Origin of the sequence: Streptomyces sp. NBC_00996, from assembly GCF_045162675.1 — a bacterium.
Classification (GTDB): Bacteria; Actinomycetota; Actinomycetes; order Streptomycetales; family Streptomycetaceae; genus Streptomyces.
Genome location: NZ_CP108723.1, coordinates 10,386,043 through 10,402,185, shown reverse-complemented (window position 1 = coordinate 10,402,185; position 16,143 = coordinate 10,386,043). Strand labels below are relative to the sequence as shown.

Here is a 16,143-nt window from a genome sequence, read left to right as displayed (position 1 = left end):
CGTACCCCGGGAAGGAGATGGTTTCCGTGCCGACTCCCCCGTTGCTGGCGCTGCACGGCGTGTGCAAGCGCTTCGGTGTCGTCGAGGTCCTCACGGACATCGAGCTGGAGATTCACGCGGGCCAAGTCGTCGCACTTCTGGGCGACAACGGGGCCGGCAAATCCACCCTGGTCAAAGTGATCTCCGGCGTCGCTCCCGCGGACAAGGGCGTCATCCAATGGGAGGGGCGGACAGTCAACATCAGGCGCCCCCACGACGCCCGGGACCTCGGTATCGCCACCGTCTACCAGGACCTCGCGCTGTGCGGGAATCTCGACGTCGTCGGCAATCTGTTCCTCGGTCAGGAGATCCGCAGATTCGGGTTCCTCGACGATGTGGAAATGGAGCGTCGCACAAGACGCCTGTTGGAACGCCTGACCAGGAGCGTCCCCGATCTGCGCGACCCCGTCGTCTCGCTGTCCAGCGGCCAGCGGCAGACCGTCGCCATCGCTCGCTCGCTTCTCGGCGAGCCGCGCCTCCTCCTCCTGGACGAACCGACCGCAGCGCTGGGAATCGAGCAGACCACCGAGGTCCTGGACATCGTCGACCAACTGCGTGACCGCGGCCTGGGAGTCCTGCTCATCAGCCACAACATGGGCGACGTGAAAGCTCTCGCGGACCGGGCCGCCGTACTGAGGCTCGGTCAGAACAACGGCTTCTTCGACGTGAACATCACGTCTCACGAGCAGATCATCTCCTCCATCACCGGCGCGGCGGAAAACGTGCCTCGCCGGATGGCCCACCAGGAGTCGGGGTGGTGAAAGAGGTGCACAACATGGCGGACGACACACGGGCTGAACCCGCCACACCCACCACCGAGGCCCGTCAGCCCCACCTCGCGCGGACCATCGCCCGTGCCGTGGAGGGCTGGGTCGCCGTCTTCCGGCGCAAGCTGAGCGCCGGTGAACTGGGCGCGCTCCCCGTCGTTCTGGTCCTCGCCGCGGTCTGGATCGTCTTCCAGGCCCTCAACCAGAACTTCCTCTCGCCCCGGAACCTGTCCAATCTCAGTGTGGACATCGTGGGCACGGGTCTGATCGCGGTCGGCATCGTCTTCGTGCTGCTGCTCGGTGAGCTCGACCTGTCGGTCGGCTCGATCAGCGGCCTCGCGGCGGCTGTCTTCGCTGTTCTGAACGTGAACAGCGGCGTGCCGGAATGGCTCGCCCTGATCGTCGCGGTGCTCACGGGTACCGCGACGGGAGCCGTCCAGGGCTTCTCGTTCGCCAGGACCCGGGTGCCGGCCTTCGTCGTCACACTGGCGGGGCTGCTCACCTGGAACGGCCTCATGCTCTACATCCTCGGGAACAGCGGCACCGTCAACCTCGACGAGAACGGGCTCGTCGCCAAGCTGACCAGCTATTACTTCACCAACAGCGCCGCTGCCTACGCAGTGGCGGCGGTCGCCACGAGCATGGTCTTCCTCGTGTCCTACCTGGGCAGGCGGCGCCGCAAGGCCTTCGGCATGCCGTACCGCTCGCTTCGGGGAATCACCATCCGCACGGGAGCGGTCGCGATGATCGCGTTCGCCACCGCGTATGTGCTCAACCAGTTCCAGGGCCTGCCGCTCGCCCTCCTGATCTTCCTCGTGGTGGTGGCCGGCCTCGACATCGTTCTCCACCGCACGCACTACGGGCGGCAGATCTACGCACTCGGCGGCAGCGTCGAAGCAGCCCGTCGTGCCAGCCTCAGTGTGACGCGGGTGCGGACCGCGGTGCTCGCGGTCTCGGGCACCATGGCCGCGATCGGCGGCCTGTTCCTGGCCTCGCGCATCACCTCGGTGAGCCAGAGCTCAGGCTCGGGCGTCCTGCTGCTCAATGCCATCGCAGCAGCCGTCATCGGGGGCACCAGCCTGTTCGGAGGACGCGGTACGACGTGGTCCGCCGTGCTCGGCATGCTGGTCATCCAGTCGAACGCCTCAGGCATGGCCCTCACGGACACCCCCGCTGCCGTCCAGTTCGTGATCACGGGCGGGGTGCTCTTCGCCGCAGTGGTCATCGACTCACTGTCGCGACGCTCGCAGGAGGCACATGGCCGGGCCTGAGGTGAGACAGCCTGGGTGACGGGGGGACAATGCTTGATGTTGAGCAGGATCCGGTCGGTGCCGCTCAGGTCCTGGCTTTGGTGCGGCCATGGCCAGGATCTTGTGCGGTGAGGCGTTCAACCTGTGCCGCACTGGCCTCAGCGCGGCGCCGGGCCTCACGGACCTGCCGGTCGACCACCCGTACGCGCTCGCGCGCCTTCTGAGCCGCTGCCCGAGCCTGCCGCTGCTGGCTCTGCAGTCGCTGCAGTTCATGGGCGAACTCGCCAACCCGCTGCTGGAGGCTGTTCTCGGCTTCGTCGGCTTCGTTGGCCTCCTGGCCCGCTGTCGCCGCCTCGTCCTCGAGGGCGCGAAGCTCCCGTTCGCTGTCGGCCGCTTCCTGCCGTGCCTGCTCGACAAGGCGGCGGCGCTCCTCGTCGGCTGCGCGGTCCCTGCGCGCCCGGGCAGCGGGGCATGGCGCGGTCGAGGGAGTGGATGCGGCAGGGGCGCGGCGCGGGGCCGTGTCCTCGACTGTGGGGAAGCCGAGTGCCTGGCTGAAGGGCTTCACCAGCCGGCCCGCGGCCCACTCCTGGGCGGCCGATGGGTCGGCGAGGACGGCATGGAGGATGCTTTCGACCTCACGCTGAACGCCGTCACTGATCGGGTGGCCGGCCTCCTTCGCCAGTTGACGGGCCTGCCGCGACAGCGCGTTGATCAGCAGGTGCTGCCGGCGGCTCAGCTCGCGCAGCTGCTCCCCGTCCAGGTCGTGGTGCGCTTGGCGCAGGGCCTGGCCGAGCTGGAGCAACGGCTGGATCTCGTCGGGCCGTTCGCGTACCAGGAGGTTGGCCGCCCAGGCCGACGAGCTGGGGCGACGCAGTTTGCGAATCTTCTCCGCGAGGGGGCGGTCGCCGGCACTGCGGGCCGCGGCCGCACGGGCATCACGGGTGGCGGTGAAGTCCTCCGGCGGCAGCCCGTACAGGTCGTCCGCGACAGCGTCCAGGTTCACTGGTGCCCCCTTCCACGCCATGCCGCTTTTTCAAGTCTCACACCATCCAGGGCACGTATGCCTCGGCGCCCGGCCTCGACCGCCAGACCTGTCCCAGTGTGCGGTGGACCACTCCGGCGCGGATGCGCGCGTCTCGCGAGGGTCCGCTCGTGACGCCCGCGACAAGGTGCGGCACATGCCTCGTGGTTCAAGGCCGGTAATTGATCGTCACGCGGGCTGCGGCTTCGCTCGACCCGAGGCCCGGCCGTGACACGCGTTGGTCAGCGATGCCCGAACGGTGCACGCTGGAGACGTGGACTCCCGGCAGCGTCTGGCCGGACTGCGGCAGCCATGGCAGTCGAGCCACGCCCTGCTGCTGATCCCTCTTGCGCTCATCGTGGTGATCACGGTGGTGGACCTGCTGGTTCCGGCCGATGTCCACCTCGGTCCCCTGTTGGTCATCGCACCTGCTATCACTGCGTCTTTTGCCGGCCCCCGCCTGACCGCGCTGATTGGGGCCCTGGCAGTGCTGGCCCAGGCATTCATCGGCTGGCACTTCGGCGCGCTGTTCACCCGGAATGTGCTGGTGCAGGTCCTCGCCCTGGCGGTGCTGTCCTCGCTGACCGTGTTCTACTGCGTGGTGCGCGAGCGGCACCGTAAGGAGCTGGCCCAGGTGCGCTCGGTCGCCGAGGCCGCACAGCATGTCCTGCTGTGGCCGCTGCCGGAGGAGATCGGCCCGCTGCGGGTTGCCTGCCTCTACCTGGCTGCGGAAGACGAGGCTCAGATCGGCGGCGACCTGTACGCGGCCACCCGCATCGACGGCGGGACCCGCGTGATGATCGGCGACGTACGGGGCAAGGGCCTGGACGCCATCGGGGAAGCCGCCCTCCTGCTCGGCGCCTTCCGCGAGGCCGCCCACAAGCACACCGCCCTTCCCGGACTGGCGGTCGCCCTGGAACAGAGTGTCGCTCGCTATCTGGACGACTTCGAGCCGGAGGAGGAGGCCGGGGAACGCTTTGTGACCGCCTTGCTGATGGAGATCCCCGACGAGGACCCCATCACCCGGATGACCAGCTGCGGCCATCCTCCGCCGCTGCTGCTCAGCCACGGCGACGCCGTCACCGTTCCCGTGCACCCCACACCCCCGCTGGGGGTCGGTCGGACAGGGCCGGCGGACTACACCGTAGATGTGTTCTCCTTCGAAGCCGGAGACACTCTCCTGCTGTACACCGACGGCGTCATCGAAGCCCGCGGCCCGGGCGGCCGCTTCTACCCGCTCACTGAACGGGCTGCCCAGTGGACCGGCCACAGCCCGGAGACTCTGCTGCACCACCTCCGGCGCGATCTGCTCGCCCACGGCGGCGGACGTCTCGGCGACGACGCCGCTCTGATCGCGGTGCGCCGCACGTCGACCGCATGCCCGAGCGCCCCGCCGCGGAAGGGGCATGCGCGCCGACGGGTTCTGCACCACTCCGAAAACGAACCGTCGCACTGATCGCACCGGCCATCCGTTCGGGGCCGCTCGAGAGGGTCACCCGCATGTGGGGATGCCGTGGTGGTTACGGGATCTCCTGTTCGGCCCAGATGACCTTTCCTCCGGGCGTGTACCGGGCACCCCAGCGATGGGCGAGCTGGGCTACGAGAAACAGGCCACGGCCGCCTTCGTCCATGCTCCGGGCATGCCTCAGCCGAGGCGCGGTGCTGCTGGCATCGGCGACCTCACAGGTCAAGCGAGAGTCCCGAAGCAGCCGCAGCCGTACGGGCGGTGCGGCATAGCGGATCGCGTTGGTGACCAGCTCGCTCACGATGAGCTCCGTCGTCATGGCCAACTCCTCAAGGCCCCAGGCTGCCACCTGGCGAGTCGCCCGGGCCCGGACATCACCGACGGCGGCCGGGTCCGAAGGCACATCCCACGAGACGACGTGGTCGGCCCCCAGAGCGTGCGTGCGCGCCAGGAGAAGGGCGATGTCGTCGAGTTGAGGCACGGGCACGAGCTGCTTCGTGGCGGACGCGCACAGTGACTCGAGGTTGGAGATGCGCTGGGACAACACCTGGCTGAGACGAGACATGCCCGGATCCATGGCGCGGTCGGCTCCCTGGATGAGGCCGTCGGTATAGAGACCGATCAGGCTGTTCTCGGCGAGCTCGATCTCGCTGGCTTCGAACGCGAACCCTCCCAGCCCGAGCGGAGGCCCGGCGGGAAGCTCCAGGAAGTGGGCGTGCCCGTCGGGGGCGACGACGACCGGGGGCGGATGCCCGGCCCGGGCCATCGTGCAACGTCGCGTGACCGGATCGTAGACGGCGTACAGGCAGGTTGCTCCGAGGAAAGCCGTGAGAGCCTGGTTGGCCGCCTCGTCGCCGGTCTCCTCCTCGGTCAGCCGAAGCACGAGGTCGTCGAGGTGGGCCAGCAACTCGTCAGGGGGCAGGTCCATGTCGGCCAGGGTCTGCACCGCAGTGCGCAGCCGGCCCATGCTCGCGGCCGCGGTGATGCCGTGGCCGACCACATCGCCGACGACAAGACCCACGCGGGCGCCGGACAGAGGGATCACGTCGAACCAGTCGCCGCCGACCCCGCCCGTGGCGTCCGCCGGCAGATAGCAGGAGGCCACCTCCAGCGCTGTTCCACCCGTGAGGGCGTGGGGCAGCAGACTGCGCTGAAGGGTGACTGCTGCCGTGTGTTCCCGGGTGTAGCGGCGAGCGTTGTCGACGCACAGCGCCGCTCGCGCCACCAACTCTCGGGCCAAGAGGACATCGTCCCGGTGGAAAGAGACGGGATTGAGCGAACGGGCGAACGTGGCGAGGCCCAGAACCGTGTTCCGCGCCCGCATCGGCACGGCGATGAGGGAGTGCAGTCCGAACTCCCGCATGCTTGCCACCCTGGCAGGCTGTTCGGCGATCCACAGCTCGTCGGCCGCGTCGAGCACCGGAATGAAGATCGGATCGCCGTTGATGAGCAGGTTCACGTCGTGCGGCGGGGGGAGGAAGTCGACCTTGGCCCCGATCGGCGCCACAGCCTCTGGGCAGCCCTCGCGCACTGAACTCATGCCGGCCCGGCGCATCGCAGGCTTGGCGGAGGGCGGTCCGGCATCGGTCAACCACGTTCCATTCCCCTCGGCGCTGAGGACCGGCTCCAACAGATCGACGATGACGAAGTCCGCGAAGCGCGGGACGGCGAAGTCGGCGAGCTCCTGAGCCGTCCGCATCACGTCCAGAGTCCTGCCGATGTCGGTCCCGGCCTCATTGACCAGCGACAGGAGCTGGCGGGCGTGCCACCGCTCGGTGACATCCAGGACCATGTAGCAGACCCCGGTGACGGAGTTGCTTGCGTCCACCAGGGGGAAGAAGGAAGTGGAGTACGCGTGTTGACGGTGCGGATCGGCCCAACTCCATCCCGCGTACTCGTAGTCGGTGACCGGGAGTCCGGTCGCCAGCACCTTGCGCATCAGGCTCTCGAGGGTCTCCGCCTGCAGCCCCGGCAGCAGCTCGCTCAGACGATGGCCCAACCGCTGCTCACGGGGCACGCCGCCGAGGCGTTCCAGGGTGTCGTTCAGCCAGACGTAGCGCAGTTGCAGATCCATCACAGCCATGCCGACCGGCGCGCGGGTCAGGAAGCCGTCGAGGATGGACTGGCCCACCGTCCATTGCTGCTTCTGCTCCCGTGCCGAGATCAGAAAACACTCGTCTCCGCCGATGCGGAAGGACGCGGACAGTCTCAGGTCTACTTCGATACGGCCGCCGTCGCGGTGCCGTACAGGGATGAGACCGCTCCACCCCATGCCCGCGCGACACCGCTCCGCGATGCGGGCCACACGCACCGGATCCCCCGGCATCGCCAGCAGCCGCACGGCGGAGCCGCCGACGACCTCTTCGACGGGGTAACCGAGAAGCGCTTCAGCGCCTCTGGTCCAGCCGACCACGACGCCGTCTGCGGACACCACCGCTACCGCGTCAACTGACGCGTCGAACAGATCGCGCGGTTCTGAGGAAGTGGGCCAGTCGGAACCATTGCGCACAGAAGCCATCGTCTCCATCCCTTACACGTGACCATGTTCCTGCTTGGCCGCCCGATGTGCACGGTCTGGGCGCATGGCGGCCGCGACGTCGCGGGCCGACACCCACCGTGCTTCCGAACCCACGCAGAGGCCCGGGACCGGCTCGATGTGATCCACGCAGTTGCCCCTGCCGTCATGACAGCGGGCGGATGCGCCAGGGGCGACTCGCGTTCCGCGGGGGTGCCGTGCCGACCGAGGCCGGCATGGCGGGTCGAAGCCGGAGGGATAGCTGGGAGGATTGAATCCTTCCACGTCAACGGCGCCCGCCCTCCGGGCAGCCTCGACGGGCCGGTCTGCCGAACGTACTCATACGTGGCGAAGATGGAAGGCCGCCGGTGCCTCCACACGCGTCCAGGGCTCCGAACAGGGCACCGCGGAGGTGCCGCGGGAGACGAGCGCCGTCTGCCTCCGTGCACGGGGGCGCCGCCAACGGCCTGCAGTCGGCGGCGGCCTTCGCGGACGTGCTGGCGGCTATGCGGAGTTGTTCCAGTCGTACGGTCCGCCGCCGCGCCACTCGATCAGGTCGGGGTCATCGATGGCCCTGTCCTCGGCGGGCAAGTCGGCGCGATGGAGGAAGTCGAGCACGTCGAAGAGGCTGTAGGCAGTGCCCACATCCTCGCCGTGGATCGTCACTCGCCGCCCACCGTCCGATGAGGGCGGAGACACGACCACAGGGGGGCGATCGTCCATGGCAGCACCATGCACCGCAACTGCTCGTTGTGCAGCTCGACGGCCACGAAGGCGCTCATATCGCGTCACTCGAAGGCACCAGCGGCCCAAGAGGGCGTCGGTAGCCTCGTGCAGGGCAGCAGGGAGAAAATCCCCGCCGTGTCAGTGACGCAGGATCCCCCGTGGGCAGCCGGTGAAGAAGGTCCACGCGGGACCGCCGAATGGGAGATCAGCGGCCCTGACACATCGGTACAGGGCCTGGCCGGGGGGACCGGCCCCAGGCCTCTCAGCCGACTGCGGCGCCGATCCCGTCGGCTACCTGGCCGAGGGCCCGGTCCTCACCACCTTCGCGCTCGGCCGCCGCGACTCGTATCCGGCCTGGCGTGTCCCACGATGGGGTGATGTGACGGTGAGGGGACGCGCGCAAGGAGCGTCCCAGGCTGGTGGGAGCGAAGCGGTTCAGCACCACCTCGCGGTCCCGTTCGTCCGCCGGCATCCATTGCATACGGCGGTGCAGAGATAATCGAACACATGCTTGAATTTCTGTGATGACACACGGCACGTTCCCCGACGATCTGATCGAGACTCAGCGAGACTGGAACCGGACCTACGAAGCCCTCGCGCGCCGCAGTCCAGCGCGCTCAACGGTGCTACGTCGCCGACTTCTGGCACTGTCGTGCCGACTCGTGGGCCATCCGTTTTGGTCGACCCCGACAGGGGGTTCACGGACGTCCTGGGTGGAACTACGGCGTCTGGCACGCTCCCCCTCAGATTCGGAGAGGACGTGACCTGCGCGCTTCGCCCAACGGCCCAGGGCCCCGCCACGCCGTGGGGAACGGATGCCCCGGGTGTTCTTCCGCCGTGGCGCCTGTCCCGATCACACTCCCAGACTGACCAGACTTTCTCCGGGGCGGTGCATGTGACGAGAGGCGAAGTTGAGTAACGGTGCGCGGCCGGGACGCGCACCGGCAATCACGGGATGAGGACACCGGCGCCCAGGTAGGCGCCGTCGGCGTCGACCGGGCTCCGTGGCAGCCCGGTCGCGCCGGACTCGGTGCACGCCCAGCAGCCGTTGCGGCTGCCACGCAGCGGGACGCCGATCGCCACGCGGCGCCCGGGAGATCGAGGCTTCTGCCGGCTGCCTGTGACGGTCTGGGACAATCGTGCGGTGAACGAGGTGAAGGAGATCTCCCGCACGGTTCTGCTGCGCCGCGGCTTCGCGCTGGAATATTTCACCCTGGGCTGGAACGTGGTGGGCATCGTGGTGCTCGCCGTGGCCGCCATCTCCGCCCGATCGGTTGCGCTGGCCGGGTTCGGCCTGGACTCACTGATCGAGGTCGCCGCCTCCATCGTCGTCATCTGGGAACTGTCCGGTACCGGCGAAGCCCGCCAGCGCAGGGCCCTGCGACTGATCGGTGTCGGCTTCGCCGCTCTCGCGCTCTACTTGCTGCTGCAGTCCACCTGGGTGCTGACCACCGGCTTCCGCCCCCACCACTCGCCTTTGGGTATCGGCTGGACCGCGGTGACCGCGGGTGTGATGTTCGCCCTGGCGGCGGGCAAGGCCCGCACCGGAGCGGCGCTGGACAATCCCGTGCTCAAAACCGAGGGCCGCGTCACTTTGATCGACGGTCTGCTGGCCGCCGCCGTCCTGCTCGGCCTGGTTCTCAACGCCACGCTCGGCTGGTGGTGGGCCGATCCGGCCGCCGGCTATGTGCTGGTCTACTACGCCGTCCGCGAGGTGCGGGAGATCTTTTCCGGCGACCGCTGAACCGGCGGGCGGGCCCTCATCACACCGGGCCTTCGCTGAGGCTCTCACGCCACGACGACGATGCCCCCGTGGGCCGGCACAGCGCGCATGCGGCCGCCACGTCGGCGACCGCGAAGTGCGCGAAGTACGGAGTCCCGGCGACGGCCACCTGCGGCACCTAATCGCGGTTCTGGATCACCCTCCGTGCCAGTGCCAGTGCCAGTGCCAGTGCCAGTGCCACGGAGGGTGAGCGACGCGATCGAGCAGGCGCGCACACGACCCTTGGGCAGAAGTGATGAGCAGCGCACGCGACTTCCGCCAGTCCTCGCGCAGGTGACCGCCCCTTCGGGGACCGAGGCGCTCACACCGAAGGTTTGGCCAACAGGCGTGGGGCCACGCGGAGTTCGAGGGGGCCAATGTCGAACACAACAGCTGTGGGACAACCCGCAGTTCAAGGAGACGGGGACCAGCTGCGCGAGGACCTGCGCGGTGTGGGGAAGGCCGCCTCCGGCGCGCTCGTCGAGCGGCAGATCGAGGGCCTCGCCGACCGGCTGCACGGCAGGACCGCTGAGGTACGGGACCAGCTTGCGGGGGTGGTGCCGGATGTGCCGGGGCTCGGCGATGAGGAAGAGGAGAACGGCTCATCGTTGACCCGTGGACAAGACCGAGGAGATGGGCATCGACTGGTGGGAGGACGACCGCGCGCTGTCGTCGCGCGCGAACCACTCACAACTCAAGTGTGAGAACAGGGAGTTGCGCGAACGGCTCTCCGAGTTGGAACGCGCGAGTCCGAGGGAGGAGACCTAGTGAGCGGTCTGCGCTCCATATACGCGATCTGCCGACCCTTCACGGCCGCCCTGCAGGCGCAGCTGACCGGCGTCGCGGGCGTCCCGCCGAAGCTGCTGCACCACGGTGACCTGGTCGCCGTGGTCGGCGCGGTCCCGAAGGAGGACTTCGCCGAAGAACCGCTGCGGGCTCGCCTGGAGGATCTGGACTGGCTGAGCGAGACCGCCTGCGCGCATCAGAGCGTGATCGACGCACTCACCGCTGTCACCAGTCCACTGCCGCTGCGGCTCGCCACCGTGTTCCGGGACGACAGTGGAGTACGCACGATGATGCAGGAACGGCGGGAACAGCTCCTGCGGACCCTCGAGCGGCTCGAGGGGCGGGTGGAATGGCGCGTGAAGGTGTGCGCGGAGGATTCCGGTACCGATGAGCGCCGGGTGCATACGGGTGAACCCGAGAAGGCCGCGACGGGGCGCGACTATCTGCGGCAGCGGCGTATGCGCAATGGTGCCCACGAGGACGTGTGGGAGCGCGCGGAGAAATTCGCCCGACAGTTGCACGACACGCTTTCCGAGTGCGCGGAGGACACCAGGATCCCCGCGCCGCAAAACGCCGCGCTGTCCCGTGCGCCGGGCCGCAACGTGCTCAATGCCGCCTATCTCGTGCCGCGTTCGGACTCCGAGGGATTCGTGGAGCTGATCGAGCGCACGAGGGACGAGGCTCAGGGGATGCGAGTGGAACCCACCGGCCCGTGGGCGGCCTACTCGTTCAACGGGGAGGGGCGATGACCGTCGTGGAACACCGCGAGGTCGCACTGGTCGACCTGCTCGACCGGCTGCTCGCGGGCGGGGTCGTGATCGCCGGGGACATCACTCTGAGGATCGCCGACGTCGACCTCGTAGGCATCGACCTGAACGCCCTCATCAGCTCGGTGAACGCGAAAGTACCCCTTGGCGGGAGTCGATGTGACCGCGAGGAACCGACTGGACCTCGATCCCGACACGGTGGAGCGCGACCTCGTCAAACCGTGCTGACCGTCGTGGAGCTGCTGCGCCAGTTGATGGAACGCCAGGCGCTGCGGCGATTCGAGACGGGAGAGTTGACGGACGACCAGGAGGAGCGAATCGGGCTCACCCTCATGCTGCTCGACGACCGCATGACCGAACTGCGCGAGCGGTACGGACTGCGGCCCGCGGACCTGAATCTGGACCTCGGCCCGCTCGGACCTCTGCCTCCCAAGTAATAGGCTCACCGCCCGTACCGGCGACCCTGTGCGGTTGCCCGGCAGCCGGGTGGTGGACGTCGGTGTGGCGCCGTACGCCTCTGTGCCGTATGACCCCGCCGACCCGCGTGCCTGCCCCCACCCATGATGGCTACGCAACGTGACGACTCGGCGGGCGACGTCTCCCGCAGCCGCTTACGTTGGGCGGGCAAGCGACCTCACCCCCCCAAAGGAGGAACCATGGCCGGCAAAGGCGGCATGGACAAGGCTAAGGGCAAGGCCAAGGAGATGACCGGGAAGGTCACGGGCGACCGCGAGACGGAGATCGAGGGGAAGCTCGACGAAGCGCGCGGCGAAGCCAAGAAGGCCACCGGCAAGACCCGCGAGCACATCGAGGAGACCGGCCGCTCCGCCAAGCGCGACCGCACCTGAGCATGTGTGGGTGAGGGGGCCCCGCAGTCGTGGGAACCCCCTCACCAGCAGGCGGGCTCGTACCTGCCACCGACGGCGGCAGAGCGGCTTGCTCTCAGCGGTCTCAGCGCCGCGCGGACAGACACACACGGCAGCTCACATCAGACCCATCCCACCGCGCAGCCGTGATCAGCGGACCGATCGGCTACGGCTGACGTGCTTCCCGGTCGGGGCATGACCGCCCCGCGAGTGGCCGGCACCGACGCCGCTGACGGCGACATGCTCCCGGTTGCCGCGCCCCGGAGACAGGCGCACGGTGAACAAAGAGGTGGCGGTCCCGGACGGTCCGCGGTCCCCGGCGTCTTCGAGAGGACGACGATTCCGATGGCGAAGAGCACGGCGAAGGTGCAGCAGATCAGGGGCAAGATGAAGGAATCCCTCGGCAAGGCCCTGGGGAACAAGTCAATGCAGCGGTCAGGCCGTGGAGATATGGTGCGCGGCAAGGCACACGAGATCACCGAGAAGATGGCTCACCGGGTCCACAAGCGGATCGGGCACTGACCTGTGGCGTACGGCCGGCCCGGCGCGTCTTCCGAGGACTGCCGCTGCCAGTGCCGTCACTGCGACGGACGGACGTGATCGCGGAGCAGTTCCAGGGCCGCGACCACGGCCGTCTGGCATATGGCCTCTCTGACGTCAGCACCCTCGGTGTCCGGCTCGTCGACGACCGTGCCGGTCGGCCCGCAGACGGCGACGAAGAGCGTCCCGACCTCTTGGCCGTCCTGCGGGGCCGGACCGGCGACACCGGTCGTGGCCAGGCCGTACGAGGCGTCCATCAGGCGCCGCACGCCCTGCGCCATCTGAGCGGCCACTTCGCCATGGACAGCGCCCTGCGAGGCCAGCAAGCCACGCTCCACACCGAGCACCGACGCCTTGACTTCGGTGTCGTAGGCGATCACGCCGCCACGGAAGGTCTGCGACGCACCGGGCGCGGCCGCCAGTGCGGCGCCGAGCAGGCCCGCCGTGAACGACTCGGCCACCGCGACGGTGTGCCCGGACGCTGCCAGGGCGGCGTGCAGCTGTCGCGCGAGCAGTTCCTCGCGGGTCAGGCCGCGGTCCTCGTCCGCAGGGCCGGAGGGGAAACGGTTGCTGTCCACCTTCACATGGTGAGGTCCGTACTGACGTCTCGCCTGCTGGAGCCCACTCGTAGGGCCTTCCGACACTGCCCAGATGGTGACCGCCTGTCAGCAGCACCTCGGCACGCAACGAGCAGTGGAGGATGCGAGCCCATGGCTCTTCAGCATCCCGCCGACCGCGGCGGAGACAAACGCGGAAGGTTCGAACGGCTTGCGGGCTCCGTCTCGAACTTCACCAGTTCAGCGGCATTCTTCGTGTTCTGCCTCGGGCTCGTCGCGCTGACGCTCGCCGTCCATGTCGCCGGACTCGGGTCGGCGTGGCTACTCCTCGCCGGCGATGCCATGACCGCGGTCACCCTGCTGCTTCTAGCACTGCTGAAGAACTCGGAACTGCGGGCCGAGCGGGCCATCCAGCGCAAGCTGGATGCCCTCGCCGCCGCCCTGCTGGAAGCGCAGGAAGGAGAGCCTGGGAAGGCACACGAAGACCTCAAATCGGTGATCCGCATGGAGGACGAGATCTGAGAGACCGGGGCCACCGGCCGCATCGCGGGGCGCGTCATGTCGAGGGTTCGCTCCTGGCTCCGCGGCGGCCGCGTCAGCCCTCCTCTTCGTCCTCCTGGTACTCGTCGTACTCCTCTTCGTCTTCCGGCCCCTCTTCTTCGTCTTCCTCTTCGTCGGCGCCCTCTTCCTCGGCGCCCTCTTCCTCGGAACCCTCTTCGTCGTACTCCTCCTCCCCCTCGTATTCACCTGCCGCCTCTTCCTCTTCCAGCGCTTCCTCGTGGCTCCGGACCACCTCACCATCGCGGATTTCTCCGCGCCAGCCCTCAACTTCCTCGTCAGCAAACGTGACATGCCGTTGGAAGTTCTTGAAGTCCAGCCGCAGGCGACGCCCTTGGGCGCGCCACAGGTTGCCGGTCTTTTCGAAGAAACCCGAGGGGTAGTACTCGACGACAAGCACAACGCGCGTCAGGGTGGGCGTGAGTTCATGGAAACTGACACAGCCGTGGGTAGTGCCCTTGGCGCCCTCGGAGGACCACACGATGCGCTCGTCAGGTACTTGTTCCTGAACGGTTGCCTTCCAGCCACGCGTCGAGGGGCCGACCTTCACCTTCCAGTCGCTGGTGGCCTCGTCGTTACGGGACACACTGCGTACCCCTTTGGTGAAGCCGCTGAACTCTTCGTACTGAGTCCAGTAGTTGTAAGCCGTGCGGATGGGCACACCCACATCCAGCACTTCAACGATGTTCATCACCTTGGTGCTGCCGGCCTTGCCTCGTTTACCCCCGCCGAACACGTTCTTGACCTTGTCCATCACGTTGTCTTTGAGATCCTTGGTCTTCTCGCCGACGAACGCTTTCAATGGGGAGTCTCCTTGGAGAATGCGTCCGCCAATGCGGGGAAGGGGTCCGCCGTTCTCGGCGGCGTCAAGGAGTTGGTCGGTGACATCCCCCAACTTCTCCCCAGCTCTGTCGACCAGATGCTCCACTTGAGCACCGAGATAGTCGGCGAGCTCATCGCGCAGAAGTTCCAGACCCGAACCATCTGCGAGGTTGGTGACACGCTCTTTGCTGGCCATGACCTACCTCCGCCGCGCGGCAGTCTTCTTGGTGGCCGTCTTCCTCGCCGAGGCCGTCTTCTTGGCCGGGGCCTTCTTCGCGGCCGCCCTCTTGGCCGTTGTCTTCTTCGCGGCCGTCTTCTTCGCTGCCGCCTTCTTCGCAGGGGGCGGAGACTTCTTCGCGGTCTTCTTCGCCGGCGCCGCCTTCTTGGCGGCCGTCCTCTTGGCCGCGGGCCTCTGCGCTGCGGCCTTCTTCCCTGGAGCCCTCTTCCTGGCGGGAGCGGCCTTCTTCGCAGCCCTCTTACGGGGAGCGGGTTTGGCCACGCGCTTCCTTGCCGTGGTTCCAGCCGGGCGCCGGCGACGCCGTGGCGGTGCTTCCTCAGCCTCTTCCTCGGGTTCTTCCTCTTCGGCTTCTTCTTCGGGTTCCTCCTCTTCTGGTTCCTCCTCTTCGGGCTCTTCCGCTTCGGGTGCTTCCCCCTCGGGCTCCTCCTCTTCGGGCTCTTCCGCTACTTCCTCCTCCTCTTCTTCCTCCTCGTAGCCCTCCTCGCCGTCCCCCGGCTCTTCCTCCTCCTCTTCCTCCCGCTCCTCACCTATGCGAAGCGTGCGCTCGTGGAGGGAATCGGCGAGATCGGCGAGGCGCCGATCGGCGGTGGCGGCCAGAGCCTTACGTCCGGCGTCCAGTAGCTCGCCGCGCACCTGCTCGTTCAGCTCGGAGACCCCTGGAACGTCGCCGAGTTTGCGCAGGCCTGTCGTCATCAACTGCTGCGGATCGAGCCCAAAACGACGCCCGGCGAGATAGGTTGCCATGCCGAATGCGAGACGGCCTTTCTTCGTACGCCCCAGCACGTAGCCAGCTGCGACCGCGGCGGCGAGGCCGATCTTGGTCGTGTCATTCATGAGCCGGTTCCCTTCGGAATAGGCAGGTGAACACGCCCGAACACGTGCCAACGCCCCCTGCCCAAACCGCGATTGACACACCATGTGGATCGCACGCGCGGAGTTGCACAGTCCGCCCCGCCCCGCACCTGCCGCGCAGCCCCCTCGGACAGTTCACGTGAAGGCATCCACCGCTCGGGTGATATGTCCCTATATGATGGAATTATAGTGTTCACCCGTGGAATATGGCGCCCGCTCCGACCACCGGAGAGACCATGGCCGCAGCAGAACCCCGGCGACGGTCCAGCAGTAGCCGCAGCACCGACCGAGGTCCCACAGACGGCCCCCGGCGCCGCTCCGGCAAGGCCAAAGCCGCCTGGGCCATCCGTTCCGCCGCCGAACAACTTCAGGAGTTGCTCGGGCGGGCCCCCGAGTCCGTCTCGGCACTAAAACCGACGGAGGACGGTTGGGAGGCTGACGTGGAGGTACTCGAGGTCGAGCGCGTCCCGGAAACCACGAGCGTTATGGCTACCTACCGCGTGACGCTGGACAAGGAAGGCGATCTGGTGGCGTACGAAAGGACGCGTCGCTATACCCGAGGCCAGATCGACCGGCGGGGCTGAGACGGCACGGCCGGTGAAGGGAGGCACC

General features: G+C 68.0%; 17 protein-coding genes and 3 pseudogenes. 13 read left to right on the top strand and 7 right to left on the bottom strand.

The window, feature by feature from the left end; genetic code table 11:
• Nucleotides 1-17: 17 nt before the first annotated feature.
• Nucleotides 18-800 carry an ATP-binding cassette domain-containing protein gene (locus OG390_RS48200; RefSeq protein WP_406176984.1) on the top strand — a complete coding sequence of 261 codons (783 nt, stop codon included), beginning with the start codon at nt 18-20 and terminating at the stop codon, nt 798-800.
• A gap of 14 nt (nt 801-814) precedes the next feature.
• Nucleotides 815-2,077: a sugar ABC transporter permease gene (locus OG390_RS48195; RefSeq protein WP_406176983.1), complete on the top strand. Its 1,263-nt coding sequence runs from the start codon at nt 815-817 to the stop codon at nt 2,075-2,077.
• A 64-nt stretch (nt 2,078-2,141) separates the two neighbouring features.
• Here OG390_RS48195 and OG390_RS48190 read toward each other — a convergent pair whose 3' ends face one another.
• Entirely contained in the window at nt 2,142-3,059 is a 918-nt protein-coding gene (locus OG390_RS48190; RefSeq protein WP_406176981.1) for a hypothetical protein, read from the bottom strand.
• A 292-nt stretch (nt 3,060-3,351) separates the two neighbouring features.
• Between OG390_RS48190 and OG390_RS48185 the strand changes: the two genes are divergently transcribed.
• Entirely contained in the window at nt 3,352-4,533 is a 1,182-nt protein-coding gene (locus tag OG390_RS48185) for a PP2C family protein-serine/threonine phosphatase (RefSeq protein WP_406176979.1), read from the top strand.
• A gap of 64 nt (nt 4,534-4,597) precedes the next feature.
• Here OG390_RS48185 and OG390_RS48180 read toward each other — a convergent pair whose 3' ends face one another.
• The 3 genes from OG390_RS48180 to OG390_RS48170 all read right to left on the bottom strand — a co-directional run bounded on the left by OG390_RS48180 (nt 4,598) and on the right by OG390_RS48170 (nt 8,866).
• The gene (locus OG390_RS48180; RefSeq protein ID WP_406176977.1) at nt 4,598-7,060 is read right to left on the bottom strand and encodes a SpoIIE family protein phosphatase; all 2,463 of its coding nucleotides are present in this window, start codon (nt 7,058-7,060) and stop codon (nt 4,598-4,600) included.
• Nucleotides 7,061-7,561: 501 nt separating this feature from the next.
• Entirely contained in the window at nt 7,562-7,780 is a 219-nt protein-coding gene (locus OG390_RS48175) for a hypothetical protein (protein ID WP_406176976.1), read from the bottom strand.
• 951 nt (nt 7,781-8,731) lie between these two features.
• On the bottom strand, nt 8,732-8,866 hold the full coding sequence (locus OG390_RS48170) for a hypothetical protein (protein WP_406176974.1): 135 nt from the start codon (nt 8,864-8,866) through the stop codon (nt 8,732-8,734).
• Between the two features lie 61 nt (nt 8,867-8,927).
• Between OG390_RS48170 and OG390_RS48165 the strand changes: the two genes are divergently transcribed.
• From OG390_RS48165 to OG390_RS48130, 8 genes and pseudogenes are all read left to right on the top strand, one after another.
• A complete protein-coding gene (locus tag OG390_RS48165; protein ID WP_406176972.1) occupies nt 8,928-9,527 on the top strand; it encodes a cation transporter in 600 nt (199 codons plus the stop codon).
• A gap of 366 nt (nt 9,528-9,893) precedes the next feature.
• Nucleotides 9,894-10,141, top strand: a pseudogene (locus tag OG390_RS48160) (DNA primase); the annotation flags it as partial.
• Between the two features lie 19 nt (nt 10,142-10,160).
• A complete protein-coding gene (locus tag OG390_RS48155) occupies nt 10,161-10,313 on the top strand; it encodes a hypothetical protein (RefSeq protein WP_406178409.1) in 153 nt (50 codons plus the stop codon).
• Nucleotides 10,313-11,080 carry a GvpL/GvpF family gas vesicle protein gene (locus OG390_RS48150; protein ID WP_406176970.1) on the top strand — a complete coding sequence of 256 codons (768 nt, stop codon included), beginning with the start codon at nt 10,313-10,315 and terminating at the stop codon, nt 11,078-11,080. Before OG390_RS48155 ends, OG390_RS48150 begins: the two co-directional genes overlap by 1 nt.
• Nucleotides 11,077-11,205: pseudogene (gene gvpJ / locus OG390_RS48145) on the top strand (gas vesicle protein GvpJ); the annotation flags it as partial. The gene OG390_RS48150 and the pseudogene gvpJ, both read left to right, overlap by 4 nt.
• 52 nt (nt 11,206-11,257) lie before the next feature.
• Nucleotides 11,258-11,535: pseudogene (locus OG390_RS48140) on the top strand (gas vesicle protein K).
• A 219-nt stretch (nt 11,536-11,754) separates the two neighbouring features.
• Nucleotides 11,755-11,946, top strand: a complete 192-nt coding sequence (locus OG390_RS48135) for a CsbD family protein (protein WP_406176968.1) — start codon at nt 11,755-11,757, stop codon at nt 11,944-11,946.
• A gap of 363 nt (nt 11,947-12,309) precedes the next feature.
• Nucleotides 12,310-12,486, top strand: coding sequence for a CsbD family protein (locus OG390_RS48130; RefSeq protein WP_399081946.1), 177 nt, complete (start codon nt 12,310-12,312; stop codon nt 12,484-12,486).
• A gap of 56 nt (nt 12,487-12,542) precedes the next feature.
• On the opposite strand, the gene OG390_RS48125 is transcribed toward OG390_RS48130, so the two are convergent.
• A complete protein-coding gene (locus OG390_RS48125) occupies nt 12,543-13,082 on the bottom strand; it encodes a CinA family protein (protein WP_406176966.1) in 540 nt (179 codons plus the stop codon).
• Nucleotides 13,083-13,214: 132 nt separating this feature from the next.
• Between OG390_RS48125 and OG390_RS48120 the strand changes: the two genes are divergently transcribed.
• Nucleotides 13,215-13,583, top strand: coding sequence for a low affinity iron permease family protein (locus OG390_RS48120; RefSeq protein ID WP_399081952.1), 369 nt, complete (start codon nt 13,215-13,217; stop codon nt 13,581-13,583).
• A gap of 73 nt (nt 13,584-13,656) precedes the next feature.
• Here OG390_RS48120 and OG390_RS48115 read toward each other — a convergent pair whose 3' ends face one another.
• On the bottom strand, nt 13,657-14,637 hold the full coding sequence (locus OG390_RS48115; RefSeq protein WP_406176964.1) for an SRPBCC family protein: 981 nt from the start codon (nt 14,635-14,637) through the stop codon (nt 13,657-13,659).
• A 3-nt stretch (nt 14,638-14,640) separates the two neighbouring features.
• Complete coding sequence (locus OG390_RS48110) at nt 14,641-15,513, bottom strand: histone protein (RefSeq protein WP_406176962.1); 873 nt, start codon at nt 15,511-15,513, stop codon at nt 14,641-14,643.
• A gap of 254 nt (nt 15,514-15,767) precedes the next feature.
• Between OG390_RS48110 and OG390_RS48105 the strand changes: the two genes are divergently transcribed.
• On the top strand, nt 15,768-16,115 hold the full coding sequence (locus OG390_RS48105) for a gas vesicle protein (protein WP_406176960.1): 348 nt from the start codon (nt 15,768-15,770) through the stop codon (nt 16,113-16,115).
• The last annotated feature ends 28 nt before the right edge of the window (nt 16,116-16,143 follow it).

Coding starts and splice junctions, on each gene's coding strand:
- OG390_RS48200 (WP_406176984.1), top strand. CDS start 18: ATGGTTTCCGTGCCGACTCCCCCGTTGCTGGCGCTGCACGGCGTGTGC.
- OG390_RS48180 (WP_406176977.1), bottom strand. CDS start 7,060: ATGGCTTCTGTGCGCAATGGTTCCGACTGGCCCACTTCCTCAGAACCG.
- OG390_RS48105 (WP_406176960.1), top strand. CDS start 15,768: ATGGCCGCAGCAGAACCCCGGCGACGGTCCAGCAGTAGCCGCAGCACC.
- OG390_RS48175 (WP_406176976.1), bottom strand. CDS start 7,780: ATGGACGATCGCCCCCCTGTGGTCGTGTCTCCGCCCTCATCGGACGGT.
- OG390_RS48120 (WP_399081952.1), top strand. CDS start 13,215: ATGGCTCTTCAGCATCCCGCCGACCGCGGCGGAGACAAACGCGGAAGG.
- OG390_RS48135 (WP_406176968.1), top strand. CDS start 11,755: ATGGCCGGCAAAGGCGGCATGGACAAGGCTAAGGGCAAGGCCAAGGAG.
- OG390_RS48195 (WP_406176983.1), top strand. CDS start 815: ATGGCGGACGACACACGGGCTGAACCCGCCACACCCACCACCGAGGCC.
- OG390_RS48115 (WP_406176964.1), bottom strand. CDS start 14,637: ATGGCCAGCAAAGAGCGTGTCACCAACCTCGCAGATGGTTCGGGTCTG.
- OG390_RS48130 (WP_399081946.1), top strand. CDS start 12,310: ATGGCGAAGAGCACGGCGAAGGTGCAGCAGATCAGGGGCAAGATGAAG.
- OG390_RS48110 (WP_406176962.1), bottom strand. CDS start 15,513: ATGAATGACACGACCAAGATCGGCCTCGCCGCCGCGGTCGCAGCTGGC.